This is a genomic window from Jeotgalibaca sp. A127 (genome assembly GCF_052266745.1).
Taxonomy (GTDB): domain Bacteria; phylum Bacillota; class Bacilli; order Lactobacillales; family Aerococcaceae; genus Jeotgalibaca.
In genome coordinates this window covers 25,766-41,288 of sequence record NZ_JBQPRC010000008.1, presented here as the reverse complement: position 1 = coordinate 41,288, position 15,523 = coordinate 25,766, and the positions used below count along the sequence as shown (strand labels likewise).

Annotated in this window: 13 protein-coding genes and 1 pseudogene; 2 read left to right on the top strand and 12 right to left on the bottom strand. The window is 41.1% G+C overall.

What is annotated here, in order from left to right; genetic code table 11:
• Window positions 1-62: 62 nt before the first annotated feature.
• From galU to ACTVAI_RS08785, 7 genes and pseudogenes are all read right to left on the bottom strand, one after another.
• Window positions 63-944: a UTP--glucose-1-phosphate uridylyltransferase GalU gene (gene galU, locus ACTVAI_RS08815; RefSeq protein WP_443486442.1), complete on the bottom strand. Its 882-nt coding sequence runs from the start codon at window positions 942-944 to the stop codon at window positions 63-65.
• 329 nt (window positions 945-1,273) lie between these two features.
• On the bottom strand, window positions 1,274-2,287 hold the full coding sequence (gene galE / locus ACTVAI_RS08810; protein ID WP_443486441.1) for a UDP-glucose 4-epimerase GalE: 1,014 nt from the start codon (window positions 2,285-2,287) through the stop codon (window positions 1,274-1,276).
• An 18-nt stretch (window positions 2,288-2,305) separates the two neighbouring features.
• On the bottom strand, window positions 2,306-3,265 hold the full coding sequence (locus ACTVAI_RS08805; protein WP_443486440.1) for an LCP family glycopolymer transferase: 960 nt from the start codon (window positions 3,263-3,265) through the stop codon (window positions 2,306-2,308).
• Between the two features lie 16 nt (window positions 3,266-3,281).
• A complete protein-coding gene (locus ACTVAI_RS08800; RefSeq protein ID WP_443486439.1) occupies window positions 3,282-4,343 on the bottom strand; it encodes an LCP family glycopolymer transferase in 1,062 nt (353 codons plus the stop codon).
• A 258-nt stretch (window positions 4,344-4,601) separates the two neighbouring features.
• Window positions 4,602-5,339 carry a nucleotidyltransferase family protein gene (locus tag ACTVAI_RS08795; RefSeq protein ID WP_443473332.1) on the bottom strand — a complete coding sequence of 246 codons (738 nt, stop codon included), beginning with the start codon at window positions 5,337-5,339 and terminating at the stop codon, window positions 4,602-4,604.
• A gap of 50 nt (window positions 5,340-5,389) precedes the next feature.
• Entirely contained in the window at window positions 5,390-6,541 is a 1,152-nt protein-coding gene (locus tag ACTVAI_RS08790; protein WP_443486438.1) for a GHMP family kinase ATP-binding protein, read from the bottom strand.
• A gap of 15 nt (window positions 6,542-6,556) precedes the next feature.
• Window positions 6,557-7,430, bottom strand: a pseudogene (locus ACTVAI_RS08785) (NAD-dependent epimerase/dehydratase family protein); the annotation flags it as partial.
• A gap of 122 nt (window positions 7,431-7,552) precedes the next feature.
• On the opposite strand from ACTVAI_RS08785, the gene istA (ACTVAI_RS08780) reads away from it, so the two are divergent.
• Together istA (ACTVAI_RS08780) and istB (ACTVAI_RS08775) are read left to right on the top strand one after the other, a co-directional pair.
• Entirely contained in the window at window positions 7,553-9,133 is a 1,581-nt protein-coding gene (istA, locus tag ACTVAI_RS08780) for an IS21 family transposase (protein ID WP_443486437.1), read from the top strand.
• A 5-nt stretch (window positions 9,134-9,138) separates the two neighbouring features.
• Window positions 9,139-9,888, top strand: a complete 750-nt coding sequence (gene istB / locus ACTVAI_RS08775) for an IS21-like element helper ATPase IstB (protein WP_443486436.1) — start codon at window positions 9,139-9,141, stop codon at window positions 9,886-9,888.
• A 315-nt stretch (window positions 9,889-10,203) separates the two neighbouring features.
• Here the strand turns inward: istB (ACTVAI_RS08775) and istB (ACTVAI_RS08770) are convergent, their stop codons facing one another.
• From istB (ACTVAI_RS08770) to ACTVAI_RS08750, 5 genes are all read right to left on the bottom strand, one after another.
• Window positions 10,204-10,953: an IS21-like element helper ATPase IstB gene (gene istB, locus ACTVAI_RS08770; protein ID WP_002293721.1), complete on the bottom strand. Its 750-nt coding sequence runs from the start codon at window positions 10,951-10,953 to the stop codon at window positions 10,204-10,206.
• Window positions 10,954-10,955: 2 nt separating this feature from the next.
• Window positions 10,956-12,497 (bottom strand): IS21 family transposase, encoded by a 1,542-nt coding sequence (gene istA, locus ACTVAI_RS08765; protein ID WP_443486435.1) that lies wholly within the window; start codon window positions 12,495-12,497, stop codon window positions 10,956-10,958.
• A 48-nt stretch (window positions 12,498-12,545) separates the two neighbouring features.
• Window positions 12,546-12,746: an NAD-dependent epimerase/dehydratase family protein gene (locus ACTVAI_RS08760; protein WP_443486434.1), complete on the bottom strand. Its 201-nt coding sequence runs from the start codon at window positions 12,744-12,746 to the stop codon at window positions 12,546-12,548.
• Between the two features lie 106 nt (window positions 12,747-12,852).
• The gene (locus tag ACTVAI_RS08755) at window positions 12,853-14,631 is read right to left on the bottom strand and encodes a polysaccharide biosynthesis protein (RefSeq protein ID WP_443486478.1); all 1,779 of its coding nucleotides are present in this window, start codon (window positions 14,629-14,631) and stop codon (window positions 12,853-12,855) included.
• 56 nt (window positions 14,632-14,687) lie between these two features.
• Window positions 14,688-15,458, bottom strand: a complete 771-nt coding sequence (locus ACTVAI_RS08750) for a tyrosine-protein phosphatase (RefSeq protein WP_443486433.1) — start codon at window positions 15,456-15,458, stop codon at window positions 14,688-14,690.
• Between the last annotated feature and the right edge of the window lie 65 nt (window positions 15,459-15,523).

Sequence of the window (15,523 nt, the reverse complement as noted above, 5' to 3'; positions counted from 1 at the left end):
TGACATCTCGCTCTCTAAAAATGATTTCTGCTAATACTAGCATAATTTTCTCGTTAGGTTTATTAATTTTCTTTAAGTTTAGTCGCCAATTCTTTAATAAATGTCTTCATCTTTTCGTCTGTTTCTGGATGGTCCAAACCGAATTCGATGTTCGCAATCAACATGCCATATTTGTCCCCCACATCGTAACGTTTGCCGGTATATTCATAGGCAATCAAGGGCGAAATCTGGTTCAATGTTTCCAGAGCATCTGTCAGTTGGACTTCACCACCGGAGTCCGGCGCTTGTTCCCTCAAAATTTCAAAAATTTCAGGTGTTAATAAATAACGCCCGACAATTCCCAAATTACTTGGTGCTTCCTCTGGCGATGGTTTTTCGACTAAATGGTCGATTAAATGGAGGTGTTCACCCAGTGCTCCGTCCATATCAATCACGCCAAAGCGATTGGATTTGTCTTCAGGGATTCTGATGGTTGCGATTGAACCTTTTCCGTATTTATCATAGATTTCCATTAACTGTTTTGTTAAAGGAACGTCGTTAGGCATGATATCGTCACCTAGCAATACCACAAAGGGTTCATTGCCAACAAATGGTGCAGCCTGTAGAATGGCATCTCCCAAGCCTTTAGGATAAGCCTGACGCACATAATGAATAGATGGAATATTAGTAGCTTTTACTTTTTCGAGTAAAGCGTCTTTACCTTTTTCACGTAAATTATTTTCAAGGGTAATATTTGCATCGAAGTGATCTTCTATTGCATTCTTGCCTTTACCAGTCACAATCAGAATTTCTTCAATGCCGCTTTTGATTGCTTCCTCAACGACATATTGGATACTTGGAGTGTCAACAACCGGCATCATTTCTTTTGCCATAGCTTTTGTAGCTGGTAAAAAACGTGTACCTAAACCCGCTGCCGGAATAACTGCTTTCCTAACCTTCTGCATGAGAGACTTCCTTTCAAATACATTTTCTATCATTATAACAAACTTTTATCTAAATAAAAATGCACTGAAAAGTAAGTAGCTTTTCAGTGCATTGTTGTTATTTATTGTTGTGAAGGAAATGCCCTTCGGCCTGCGTGGTTGCTTATGTGCTGCCGTGGGACCACCCGGAGCCTGTAGTCTCCGGGCTTGCAAGCCTCAAAGGGCTCGTAGACGCTGAAGCGCCAACGGTCCCTATTTTCGCATTGCATCCTTGACACGGCCACAAGCAACCACTCCGTCCTCCGGGATTTCTGAGAAGACGACTACCCAAACCCTAAATGATAGAGCTATTATTTATCGTAACCGTTAGGGTTTTGGCTTTGCCATTTCCAGGAGTCACGGCACATGTCTTCCAAATTCTTCTCAGCAGACCAGCCCAGTACTTCTTTAGCCAAGCTTGCATCGGCGTAGCACGTTGCTACGTCTCCAGGACGACGCTCCACGATTTGGTAAGGAATAAGGATATCGTTCGCTCTTTGGAAATTTTTGACTAGATCCAAAACACTGTAGCCAATTCCTGTTCCCAAGTTATATGTTCCCACACCTTTGTGGTCTGTGAAACTTTCCAAAGCTTTCAAGTGACCTTTCGCCAAGTCCACGACATGGATATAGTCACGTACGCCAGTGCCATCCGGTGTATCATAATCATCACCGAAGACACTCAATTCCGGTAACTTTCCGACTGCTACTTGGGTAATGTAAGGCATCAAGTTATTCGGGATACCGGAAGGGTCTTCCCCGATCAAACCGGATGCGTGAGCCCCAATCGGATTGAAGTAACGCAGTAATGCAATATTCCATTCATTGTCGGAAACATACACATCACGTAAAATTTGCTCAATCATTACCTTGGTATAACCATAAGGATTCGTTGCACTCGTTGGCAAGTTCTCTGTTAAAGGTGATGGGTTATTCATACCATATACCGTTGCCGAAGAACTGAAGACGAGGTTTTTAACACCATGTTCTTTCATGACCTCAAGCAACATCAACGTTCCGGTGATATTGTTGTGGTAGTATTCAACAGGTTTTTCTACTGATTCCCCTACTGCCTTGAAGCCAGCAAAATGAATGACGGAATCAATCGTTTCTTTTTCGAAAATTTCAGTGATTGCGGCTTTATCCAATAAATTCGCTTCATAAAACTTGAAATCTTTTTTAGCTATCGTTTTGATGCGGTTCAAAACCTCTGGCTTACTATTGGAAAAGTCATCAACAATGACAACTTCGTGTCCCTCATTCAATAATTCCACCACTGTGTGGCTGCCGATATAACCAGCGCCCCCTGTTACTAAAACTGCCATTAAATCAGTCTCCCTTCATCAATCTAATTCTAGTTCAGAACTTAATAAATTTTGCACGCGTAACAATTCCTCTTCTGGAATATAATGATAGTATATCCCATCCTCGGCAATTCCACCAGAACCCCCGATTTGTTCAGAAACGATGTTCCGTGCAGCTGCCGTGTAGGAATTGCTTTGTAGAGCAAGGTAATCTTTCATTTGGAAATTGGTTTGGACATTATTGGATAAAGAGCCCAAGATGTCTTGATAGTTCAGCAATGTTGACGCGCTGACAACCTTATCGACAACTCCTTCAATGACCAGACGTTGTCTTGCTTGACGCCCGGTATCGCCTGCTGCATCTTCATAACGCATCCGGACGAAAGATAAAGTGGCTGGACCGTCTAAATGCACCGATTCACCCTCGTAAAAAGTATACCCATCCATGGTAAATGTCATCGGGCTCACGATATCGATTCCGCCCACTGCGTCCACGAGTTCTTGAATCCCAGCCATATTAACTGTGACATAGTAGTCAATCGGAATATCCAATAAATTTTGAATCGAATTGATGGCCATCGAGTTGCCACCAAAGGCATAGGCATGGTTCAATTTATCCATCGTGCCATAACCGACGATTTCGGTATAAGTATCACGCGGGATACTCATCAGCACCGATTTTTTTGTATTGGGATTAACGGTTACGACCATCATTGTGTCAGAACGCCCTCTTTCATCGCGTCCCAAATCACCCGTATCAACCCCCAACAACAAAATAGAAATAGGTTCTTTTTCACTTAAATCTGCCGAACTCGTTCTGACTGGATCCACTTCTTCGTCGACCGGCTCATAAATCTCCACTGTCGTATTATCAATGTTGCGGTAAAAATCTGCCACGTAAATGCCTATGGCCACGAATAGTAACAAAACAACCGCCAAAAAAATTTTGAGGCCTCTTCTTTTTTTCTTATTCCCCTTACGCGAACGTCTCTCTTCCAATTTGACACCTCATTCTTTAATATTCACTACTGTCTTCTTCCCATGGATCCTCGATGTATCCAGTCTCGATATTATAGTAATCGACATCCGACAAACTGATGTCGTCCATGGAAATTTCTTCTAATTCAAGTTCCTTCCGAAGTAAGTTCGAGATTTCCAAACGATCTTCTGGGTAGGCATACAGATAATACAAATCGTCCAACCATAATTCCTCACCGACCAAATTCTCGGTTTCAAAATTCTCCAATGACTTATTATACGAGAAGAACATATCGGTCATATCCTTGAAAGTCAGGTTTGTTTTGACATTGTCCTCCAAGGTTTCCAGAATTGGTTCGTAGTTAGAAATACTCTTTAAACTCAATGCTTTGTCCATAATCGCTTTGATGACAATTTTTTCGCGTTTCTGTCTACCGAAATCACCCTCGGGATCGGTTTTTCGCATCCGTGAAAATGCCAGTGCTTCTTTCCCGTTCAGCGTTCGCGTTTCACCTTTTTTAAAGTAATTACCTTGGTAATCAAACGTCAAGGGACTCTTGACTTCGACACCTCCCAAAGCGTCAACAATATCGATGAGGCCTTGCATATTAACTTCTACGTAATAATCAATCGGGATATTTATCAGTTCCTGAATGGAATCAATGGCCATTTCTGCATCCCCAAAAGCATAGGCATGCGTTAATTTATCATAGTATTCCATACCCTCATAAGTCTCATAGCCAACCATTAAAGCATAGGTATCCCGTGGAATACTTACCAGAGTCGTGGTACGGGTCTTTGGATTAACCGTTCCGATCAAGATGGCGTCAGAACGACCGACAGCATCTGCCCGATCAACTGAACCATTATCGACTCCCAAAAAGGCAAAGGAGATGGGCTGCGTTGCTTCAATCACGATTTCAGATTCTCTTTTGTTATTTGTGTTTAGTCTGTTAAAGATATTATTCGATGTTTGGTTAAGGTCGTTATATGCTTTCCAGAATAATGTATAGCCAATCAGGAATATTCCAATGACCACATATAATATCTTTCTGTTTCGTCTTTTCTTTCTTAAACTCTCCGAGCGCTTTTCTTCCATTCCGTTGGTTCCTCTTTCCTTTCGTATGAAAGAGATAAATTTAGACACTTTACCTCATTATCCTACAGTATAGCTGAATTTACCTAAATAAAAAAGAAGGATTTATGAGTTTAAGTAAATCTATAGATTCAGGCTCTATAGTAAACGGTGTTGGTGAATCATTTTTGAAAATGGAAAAGGCCAAAGTGAATGGGATTTCACTTTGACCCTTATATGATCCTCCAACACCGTTTCGTTAACTAGCTGCGATGGGACTCTTTATCTTGCTTCAAATATCCCTTTCACCCATTCATAACTCTCAACAGTCCCAATATCATAGCGTCTTCCTTCAAATAAGAAAGCGTGAGCAGGCTTTTTACTGATCAGGTATGGCACAAAATGGCCGGGTGCATCTGGATTATTTCCTTCCATTAAATACTGTTCAAAGAGGGGAAGGGTTTCTTTTTTGTATAAATAAAATGCTGGCACGCAATATTGAGAACGTGGTTGTGCCGGTTTTTCTTCGAAAGAAAGGACCATTTGGTTTCCATCGAGCTCTACAACACCTGCACGTTTCACTTGCGCATCATTTTCTTCAAAATAAGAAGTAATACAATCTGTCTCAACTTCCTTGAAGTAGCTGACAAAATCTGTCAATTCAAAATCAAATAGATTGTCGCCGGCGAGAATCATTAAGTCATCCTGAACTTTTAATGTATCAATCACATACTGGATATCGCCAATTGCCCCTAAACGGGTATCGTTCGTTAGCGTCCCATCATTGACAACTGTGATTTTTTTCGAATAATCACATATCTCTCGCCACTTTTCAAAATGACCGGAAAATTTATCATTGGTTACAATAATTATCTCATCAATTTCAGTTACACGCTCTATTTTTTCAGCGATAAAATCAAGAATGGTTTTCCCGGCAACCTCCAACAAGGGTTTTGGCCGATCCTTCGTTAACGGATACAGACGTGTTGCATACCCCGCTGCTAAAATAATTGCTTTCACTGTTTCATCCCCTCCAAGTCTTTAACGAGATGAGCACCATCAGCAGTTTTTCAGAAGTTTACTTCATACAAGTCTTTTATTTCGGGATGTTGAACCGGATAGTTCGCATCAATCTTTGCTTTTATTTCTTCTTTATAGGCTGGATCAATCAAACCGATCACTGCACCACGGTAACCCGCCCCACTTGGACGGGCACCATAAACACCTTTACATTCCTTCAATAAATAGAAGATACTCTGCATTTCTGGTATCACTGATTCATACTGGTAGAAGGAGCTTTCGCCTGATTCGAACATCAACTGTCCGAACTTTTCGATATCCCCTTCAGCCCACGCTTTGGCACCATCTACCACACGTTTTTGTTCTGTATAGAAATGGGCTGCACGCTTACGCAAGCGCTCTGGTAACTGGTCTTTGTGCGCTTCATAGACTTCAGTTGGGATATTACGCAGTTTTACATCCTCTAAAGCGGGTGTAATCGGCAGACCGCTCAAATCTTGTAGCAACCATCCTCCAACACGTAACTCGTCTGTACGGTTGTTAAAGTCCGTACTGATTAACTGCTTAGAGATTCCTGAGTAAACCACTACAACTTCAAATTCAGGCATATCTGCGCCCTTTTGAATCATCTCGTGCTCGTTACTCAAACAATCCATCACCATCAACTGATTATCCATGCTCAAGACATTTGCAGACTGATCTAAAATTCCGTTTTTCAATCCGATGAATTGCGTTTCTACCCAGTGACTGTACTGAATGATATCCATCTTAGAAACCTCGATGTCATTCGCATCACACAATGCCATCAAATAAGCCGTTGTTACTGCGGCAGAAGAACTCAACCCACCAATAGGCAACTTCCCGCTCACAATCGCATTGATTCCTTTTTTCAAAACATAATCTTGACGCAAGGCCATTACTGCACCACGGATATACGTTCCCCAGAAACCGGGAATATACTCTGCATCGTGCGTGATATGAAATAGTTCTTTATCAGGAAAATCCATACTTTGAATACGGACATACCCATCTTCTGTTGGTGAATAGATCATATCTACACTCGCATCTAAGGCCATACCAGATACTCGTCCGCCTTGGTGATCCGAGTGAGCACCAATTGGACAAATACGAAGTGGCGAACGAACTGCACGTACGTCTTCGCCGTTATATATTTCTTGGAATTTCATCATTAACTCTTGCAACAGATTTGCCCCTTCCTATTTCTTATTGTAGTAGTCAACATACCAATCTGTGAACTTTTGTAAACCATCTTGAATAGATGTTTCTGGTTTGAAACCAATTGCTGCTTGCAGTTTATCAGTAGAAGCATACGTAGCAGGCATATCTCCTGGTTTGATTGGTTCGTAAATCTTTTCAAACTCAACTTCTCTACCTAATGAGTTACTCAATGCTTTTTCAAGGCTCGTGATAAATACCATCAATTTTTCAGGGTTATTGTTTCCGATATTAAAGACAGTATGGCCTTGATGTGGTTTCTCAATCAATTTACCAATACCCGTTACGATATCATCAATGTAGGTGAAGTCACGATACAAGTCGTTATCAAAATCACCGTTATTGAAAATGTGAATGGGTTCATTGTTGAAAAACTTGTCTGTAAAGCCATAGTAAGCCATATCGGGTCTTCCCATTGGTCCGTAAACAGTAAAGAAACGAAGACCAGTAGCTGGTATTTTGTACAAATGACTATAGGTATGAGCCATTAATTCATTTGATTTTTTCGTTGCTGCATAAAGAGAAACGGGATTATCAACGAAATCGGTTTCTTCAAAAGGAACCTTTTTATTGGAGCCATATACTGAACTTGAAGAAGCATATAATAAGTGTTCCACTGGATGGTGGCGGCAAGCTTCTAGTATGTTATGGAATCCAATAATATTACTTTGGATATATGCATCTGGATTTTCGATTGAATAACGCACGCAAGCCCGCCTGCGCTGCAAGGTTTACAACGATTTCGGGCTTGTATTCCTTAAACAGATTTTCTAAACCTTCTTTGTCAGTTAGATCTAGTTTAACAAACGTAAATAAAGCATTATCCTTCATTTTATTTAAACGCTCTTCTTTCATGTGACTGCTAAACTAAAGTGAGCCAATTTCGCTCAATAAGAATGAGCCACTTTTTAATAAAATAACTTCCATTCCGTAGTATCATTAAGATTTGATGATTTATTGGTACTGGAGGAAAAAAGGTGGAGAAATGGCAAATGTACGTCACAATTAGACAATTACATGAAAAAGGATTTTCAAGAAGAAGTATTGCAGAAAAACTAAACTGTTCGCGAAATACCGTGGATAAATACCTGAACATGGAGGCTGAGGAGTTTTCAACTTGGCTGGCTTCCACAGCAGCTAGAAAGAAAAAGCTGGACGATTACGAGGCGGATGTCCTGACGGGGTTACGGAAACACCCCGATATGTCATCCGCTCAGGTTTGCGACTGGTTAGAGGAGAAGTATCCTGGTTTTAACACGGCTGAAAGTACGGTCCGGAGGTACGTGAAGAGTCTAAGGGAAGAGTACCGGATTCCGAAAGTCACACCAAAACGTGCCTATGAGGCAGTCTCTGAATCCCCAATGGGATTCCAGATGCAGGTGGATTTTGGTCAGTGCGAACAACGGACTGTTGGTGGACAAACAATTAAACTGTATGTCGCAGCATTCGTTTTGTCCCATTCTCGCTATAAATACATGGAATGGCAGGATCGCCCTTTTACAACCAATGATTTGGTGCACATTCATGTGCGTGCCTTCCAGCATTTCGGAGGAAAAGCGCGGGAAATCGTGTACGACCAAGACAATATCATCGTCGTGAGTGAGAACAATGGCGACATCATCTTCACCCAGCAGTTCGAAGCGTACCGTCGCAATGAGGCCTTCCAAGTGTATGCTTGCCGGGGCGCAGACCCAGAGAGCAAAGGAAAGATTGAAAATGTTATTGGGTTCATCAAGAAGAGTTTTGCCAAGCATCGCCCCTATACAAACCTGGATCGTTGGAATGAGGAAGCGATCGATTGGCTCGACCGGCGTGGAAATGGTAAAAAGCACAATACAACCAAAAAGAGACCCGTCGATGTTTTCCGCCTCGAAAGGGAAACATTACGACCGATCTCTGTTTTTGCCTCGGTAGCAGCCGAGGATAAAAATGTTATTCATAGCAATGAAAGTATAACAAGAGTTGTCCGAAAGGACAATGTCGTTCTTTACGAATCCAATCGTTATTCCGTCCCGCTGGGGACTTATGACGGTCAGGGGAAATCAGTCAAATTGGTTGTACAGGACGACACACTTACCATTATCGAGAGCGAAACAGGAGAAGTATTGGGTAAGCATAGATTGTCCTTAGAGAAAGGAAAGCTGATCCAGGACCGTTCACATAAACGCGACCGGAGCAAAGGCATCCCGCAATACATGGAAAGTGTTGCCCAAAAGTTCGAACAGTACGACTTGGCCACAGCTTTCTTGGATGAAATCAAGGTGAAGTACCCACGGTATCTCCGGGACCAACTGCAATTAATCAACCGGCAGTGGGACCGTCATTCCGCAAAAGTCATCAATCTAGCACTGGAGCAATGTGTCAACCAGAAGCTTTTCAGCGGCACTGATTTTGAGGATATGATTCAATTTCTGGAGAGCATCATTGTGGAAACCACCGAAACAGCGTTGGCACAATCCTATGTAGAGCAACTCACGCCTGAAGCAGAAATGACCTACCATGTCCGACCAGAAACGCGTCAGTTGGATACCTATGTCGCCATTCTGGAAGGGAAGTGAATAAGATGAGCAACGTGACAAAGACACAGGGATTAATGCGAGCGATGCGTTTAGTAGAATCCGCAAATGAGCTCCCTGAATTTATAAAAGTAGCGGAAAAACAACAACTGTCCTATACGCAATTCTTATTACAGGTAATGGAATATGAGAAAAAACGTCGGGAAGAAAAAGTCATTGAAAAATATTTAAAATGGGCCAATTTTCCTATCCAACAAACCCTAGACTCTTTTTCATTGACCGATCAACCTACGATTAAAACAAAACAATTTAATCAATTGAAGGATCTCGGCTGGCTTGACCAGCTTTATAACCTCATTCTCTTGGGACCCTCAGGGGTCGGAAAAACACATATCGCAATTGGTTTAGGAATCAAAGCTGTGCAGGAAGGCTATCGTGTCACTTTCGTCACCATGGCGGAGGTCATACAGTTATTAAAAACGGAAGAAATCAGCAGGAAGTCGCAGATTCGGCTCAAACGTCTCCGTGAATCAAACTTGGTCATTATCGATGACTTAATGTTCATAGCTATGGACAGAAGAGAAGCGAACCTTCTCTTCCATCTCATCAATCATTTGTATAATGCGGCCTCGGTCATCATCACTTCCAACAAAGGACCTAGCGAATGGGGAGAGCTTTTAGGCGATCCCGCCATCGCAGCAGCCATCATGGACCGACTGGTCCACCGATCCGAAGTGATTCAGCTCAAAGGAGACAGTTATCGTGTCAAACATCGCACCTCGATATTTGAGGAATAAGGGTGGCTCATTCTTAATGAGCAATAATGGCTCAAAATTAATGAGCGAAATTGGCTCATTTCTACTTGACGGTTACACTTTCAAACGAACATCATAATAATTATTCATATTATCGATACCGATTACTTTATGAATACGGCATCGAAAATGTACCACTAGTGCATTGTTTTTTACCACTAAGTGCAAAGAAATGTACCAGTTAGTGCGACGCGGTTACCATTTCAAATAATAAAAGCGACAATAATGACCACAAGGTCAACTAAGAGCCACTCCTGAAAATCATGGAGTGGCTCTTAATTTATTTTAATGACTCATTTAATTACGGATGCCGTAACGTTCACGCATAGAAACTTTACCGTCTACCAGAATTTGATAAGAATCATGTATGATTCTATCTAGAATGGCATCAGCGATTTGGGGGTTACCGAGCTTTTCGTGCCATCCTTCTGGATGGAATTGAGAACAGAAAATAGTTGATGCTGTTTTAAGACGGGATTCGATTATTTCCAATAGAAAGGTGGAATTTTCTAACGAAAGATTGGTTAATAGCCATTCATCGATGATGAGTAATTGAACTTTTTTATATCTGTTGATTATTTTTCGAAAACTACCATCTGCTTGATTTTTCGAGATGGTTAATTCATCTAGTAGTTCAGGGAGTCGGATGTATTTCACGTTGTAGTATTGCCGGCATGCCTGTATTCCGAAGGCATTGGCGATATACGTTTTCCCATTCCCTGAAGCGCCCATCAAAATGATGTTATGGTGTTCTTCCAAATAAGTCCCACTGGCTAGTTTTAAAATGAGGTTCTTATCTAAATTACGGTCCGGATGGTATTCGATATCCTCAATGCTGGCAGAGGCATTTCTAAAGTTTGCAGATTTAATCAACCGCTGTAGTTTATTATTTTTTCGCCGGGAATGCTCCAGATCAACCATGAGGTTGAAGCGGTCTTCGAAACTCATGGATTGGTACTCTTTATTTGTCATCTGTTCACGATAGGATTCAAGCATGCCTGAAAGTTTCAATTCAGCTAATTTTACTTCTGTTTGCTCATTTAACATCATTATTTCCCTCCAAAATAGGACGCACCGCGAGTGAATCCATGCTTTTCAATGTTAGTGTCTTCAATATGTGATTGGCTTGTTGCTTGCTTCTGCTTGTTGCCCTTTAGAATGGTCTGGATAATTTTAACAGAAGGCAAAGAAGCCAGATTTAAAGCTGTTGAACAGGCCGTTTCTATTTCATTTTTAGAATACTTTTTACCAAAGCTCTTCAAAGACATGATCGACTTTAAGGCTTGTTTTTCATTTTGATAACGGTCTAAGAGGTGTTGAACAACCTTTACTGTTGAGGAACCGACGGTTTCAGCCCATTCTATCGAGGATTCCGGGGTATGGTCCACATACATTTTGTGATTATCTGGCATATGATCTCTGACAGTCGAATACTGCCCAAATTTCCCGTACAGACGTTTATGTGTTGCGATTCGCATGGAATTAAAATATAGTTCAATTAGATTCTCTGTCATTCGAATATCTATATTTTGTTGAATGTATTCGTATGGAACGGAATAAAACATGCTTTCAACTGAGACGTGGTAGTTTAGTTGAACCTTTGCTTTTTTCCAGACAGACATCTTATAAGGTGCCAGTGGAAGAGGATTAAGTGCGAATTTTTCTTCTTCCTCGAAGGCTCTGATCCTGGATCCTGGTTTCTTAGTGAACGGTCGCTCATTGAATTCATTTAATTTCATTCTGATTTCACGATTTAAATCTTCGATTGTAAAACAATGCGTATTGCGTAAGGCAGCTATAATCCAAGTGGAGATGACGCCTACGCTGCCTTCAACACTGGGCTTATCCTTGGGAGTAGAAACTCGGGCAGGTAAAATGATGGACCCGTAATGTTCCCCTAGCTCTCGATATGATTCATTAAGGATGACATCGATGCCTTCATTCTTTTTTACACCTGTTTTTAGATTATCGGGAACAATTATGTCGGTAGAACCGCCAAAATATTCAAATGCATGGTTATGTGCCGTAATCCAAGCCACCGATTTCATCGTTAGGAATGCTTCCGCATAAGACAATTGGCTGCACGGTAAGGTTGCCACAAAGACATAAGTCTTTACTTTTTCACCCGTATCTCGATCGATGACATAAGCTGGCGATCCAGCCCAATCCACTTCCATAATTTCACCAGGCTTCCGACGGATGCGCATAGTGGCTTTATGCTTTCGCGCGAACGCATTGTAATAGTCACAAAATGTACGATAGGCGTAAGGGATTTTCCCACTCGTGCGACACTCAACTGCGTATTCCTGATGAAGAAGCGTCAAGGTCACGTTTGGTTTGGCCAATTCCTTGTGAATCTTGTCGAAGTCAGGCAGGTGCCGTCCATTGGCTTCTAATTGTTTTTCTGGAAACAAAAATTCGCCTAGCCATTGATCGGTCATTTCTTCCGACAACGCCCTCGCTATCCCTTTCTCCTCAGCTTTTCGGATAACCTCAGTAATTTTCTGACGTGAGTTCCCCGTGCTTGCTGCAATACTGCGAATACTTATTCCTTCACTGTGCATTTCAAGTATCCTTCGATAACGAAACATAATAAAAATACCTCCTGTAAAATAAATGTCACACCCTAAGGTGTGCACCTACATTATACAAGAGGTATTTGTGGTACACTGCTTTGCACTTACTGGTACATTTCTTTGCCGAGCCTGGTAAAAATTATTGCAGAGATGGTACATTTTCGATGCCGTAATCACTTTATGACCTTCACTAGTTATTTTTTCTGAAAGGTAATAGCCCACGAAACCAGCTGCACCTGTTACTAGAATTGTTTTATTTTTCATATAGTCATTACTCCTCGTTTTAAATTCCATATAGCTCTAATTATACCTGTTTCATTCTACTGATATACAGTAAAAAAAATGGATCCCTATAGAATCCATTTTTTTACTATTGATGTGTATTCGCAAAAGCGACAATTTCTTCACGAATCTCTTGATCCGTTTTATTTTCCAAAGACTCTACGAAGGCTAATGTTTCTTCTATTACATAATGAGAGCTATTACCGATGAATATCTTTTCGTAAACTTGATTAGCAGCTAATTGGCCTTCAGCTAAGAGTTCTTCATACAACTTCTCACCGGGTCGAATCCCTGTTTCAACAATAGGAATCTCAGCTTCTGTAAATCCGGATAGTTTAACCATCTTCTTAGCCAAATCAACAATTTTAACCGGTTCACCCATGTCTAAAATAAAAATCTCGCCACCTTTTGCTAATACACCTGCTTGGATAACCAAGCGACTTGCTTCGGGAATAGTCATAAAGTATCGAATCATTCGGAAATCCGTGACGGTGATCGGACCGCCCCGTTCAATTTGCTCGCGGAAAACAGGAATTACACTTCCCCTACTTCCCAACACATTTCCAAAGCGAACTGCCGCAAACGTCGTGCAGCTTTCTTCATTCAAGGCAGTGACTAGCATTTCCGCAATCCGTTTTGTTGAACCCATCACGTTCGTTGGACGTACGGCTTTATCAGTTGAAATCATGACAAAACTCTTCACCTTAGCAACTTTTGCGGCCTCAGCGATATTCAAAGAGCCATACACATTATTTTTGATTGATTCACGCGGATTATATTCCATCAAAGGGACATGCTTATGTGCAGCCGCATGATACACTTGATCCGGTTTGAACTTAGCCATCACATTAAAAATCCGTTCACGATCTTGTACATCGGCAATTACAGGAATAATCTCGATGGCACGCCCATATAAGTTCTTCAACTCTTTATCAATCAAGTAGATTGAATTCTCACCATGACCCAATAAAATTAACTTAGCTGGTTCAAATTTCGCTACTTGACGACAAATTTCAGAACCAATCGAGCCGCCAGCGCCACTCACTAAAACGACTTTTCCGTGGAGATGCTCCGCAATCAGAGAACGATCAAGCTTAACTTCTTCGCGTCCCAATAAATCTACAACATCGATTTCACGGAAACGATTAACACTCAACTTGCCCTTCAGGACATCTTCGATACTTGGCATTTGATTGACTTTCACGTCTACTTGCGCACAGTACTCCAAGATTTTTTCTAAATTTTCTGGTTTGGCCGATGGAATCGCAACAGTTACTTGCTCAATTTGCATATTTTCTACTAACTTCGGTATATCTGCCTCTGTTCCTAAAACTGGGATATCGTACAATCGTGAGCCTTTTTTACCAATGTCTCCATCGACAATTCCGACGATTTCTACCTCTCCTGGCTCCTTGATTAAATTACTAACCAAAAGATTACCACCATCTCCTGCACCCACAATTAACGTTCGAATCCCTTGTTCTTTATTGACTCCTCCATAGTATTTCCCACTTTTGTACTCGTGATAGAAACGCCATAATACGCGTGATCCTGGTATAAAAATAAGCGCAAACACATACATCAAAAAGATATAACGATAACTAACAGACGGTATGAATAAAAGCGTCGTCAATCCCGATATAAAGAATGCTAGCGTCATAATCTTAGTCGCATTAAAAATTTCATACACACTTGTATAGCGGACAATCCGGGCAAACAGATGGTGACGTAAGCCAAAAAATAAATAACTAATTATCGCAACACCAATCATGACATAATAAAAACTATCATTTGGACGGATATATGCTTCTACTAAATAGTGAGCTAGAAATGCTGAAAATAATATAGATAATGAATCTACAAACATTAAGACAAACGATTTTTGTCCTCTGGTCAAAACGAATCCCCCCTCAAGCCCCTATTCTAAAATAAGCCAAAAATCTTTTTCTTCTTTCGTACTTCATCAGGCGATAATACGCTTATGTAGTCCCCATTAATCATGTTTTTTGCATTTTTTTGAAAATGAGCTACCTTTTCTTTACCAAATTCTTTTTCCAGCTTCTCAAAGGCATCTTTCATGCGGAATGACCTGCCGCGCGTGTTGTGTGCATCAGATGCTAAAATATGTACCAGATTCGCTTCAATCAGCTGTCTGCTCAACTCAGCCGTATCCTTGCCGAACACACCGACATAACTGCTGGCGGTTACTTGTGCCAGTGCGCCTCGTTCAACAAACTCCAAAAGTATATTTGGGTCTTGAATGATTTCTTGATTCCGTTCTGGATGCACAATTACTGGGATGATGCCTTGTTGCTGGAGAGAGAAAAATAGCTGTTCCGCGTAGGTAGGTATCGACATGGTAGGGAATTCTATCAACAAGTACTTATTCGTCTCGTCCACAAATAGAATTTCATCCTTTTCAATTCCTTTTAAGATGTCACCACTCAACCGTACTTCTTGCGAAGGAAATACTTGTAAAGGGATCATTTCCTCATCCAACTTTTGTTGTAATTGATCAGTCAAAGTAATCACATCATGTTTGTAATTCTCAAATTTCCCATTCAAATGATGTGGTGTTGCCAGTACATGGGTAATGCCTTCCTCAACCGCTAAACGCGCCAAAGCAAAGGAATCATCCCATGACCGGGCACCGTCATCAATATTAGGAAGAATATGACAATGAAGATCTAACATGTTCGTATCTTCCTTTCATTTTTTTGATATAGACAAATTTAATTATATAGTATATTGACAAAGAG

Excerpts from the sequence above, each read along its gene's own strand:
- galU (WP_443486442.1), bottom strand. The coding sequence starts at position 944 with ATGCAGAAGGTTAGGAAAGCAGTTATTCCGGCAGCGGGTTTAGGTACA.
- galE (WP_443486441.1), bottom strand. The coding sequence starts at position 2,287 with ATGGCAGTTTTAGTAACAGGGGGCGCTGGTTATATCGGCAGCCACACA.
- ACTVAI_RS08800 (WP_443486439.1), bottom strand. The coding sequence starts at position 4,343 with ATGGAAGAAAAGCGCTCGGAGAGTTTAAGAAAGAAAAGACGAAACAGA.
- istB (WP_443486436.1), top strand. The coding sequence starts at position 9,139 with ATGAGCAACGTGACAAAGACACAGGGATTAATGCGAGCGATGCGTTTA.
- istB (WP_002293721.1), bottom strand. The coding sequence starts at position 10,953 with ATGTTAAATGAGCAAACAGAAGTAAAATTAGCTGAATTGAAACTTTCA.
- istA (WP_443486435.1), bottom strand. The coding sequence starts at position 12,497 with ATGTTTCGTTATCGAAGGATACTTGAAATGCACAGTGAAGGAATAAGT.
- ACTVAI_RS08760 (WP_443486434.1), bottom strand. The coding sequence starts at position 12,746 with ATGAAAAATAAAACAATTCTAGTAACAGGTGCAGCTGGTTTCGTGGGC.
- ACTVAI_RS08755 (WP_443486478.1), bottom strand. The coding sequence starts at position 14,631 with ATGTTTGTAGATTCATTATCTATATTATTTTCAGCATTTCTAGCTCAC.
- ACTVAI_RS08750 (WP_443486433.1), bottom strand. The coding sequence starts at position 15,458 with ATGTTAGATCTTCATTGTCATATTCTTCCTAATATTGATGACGGTGCC.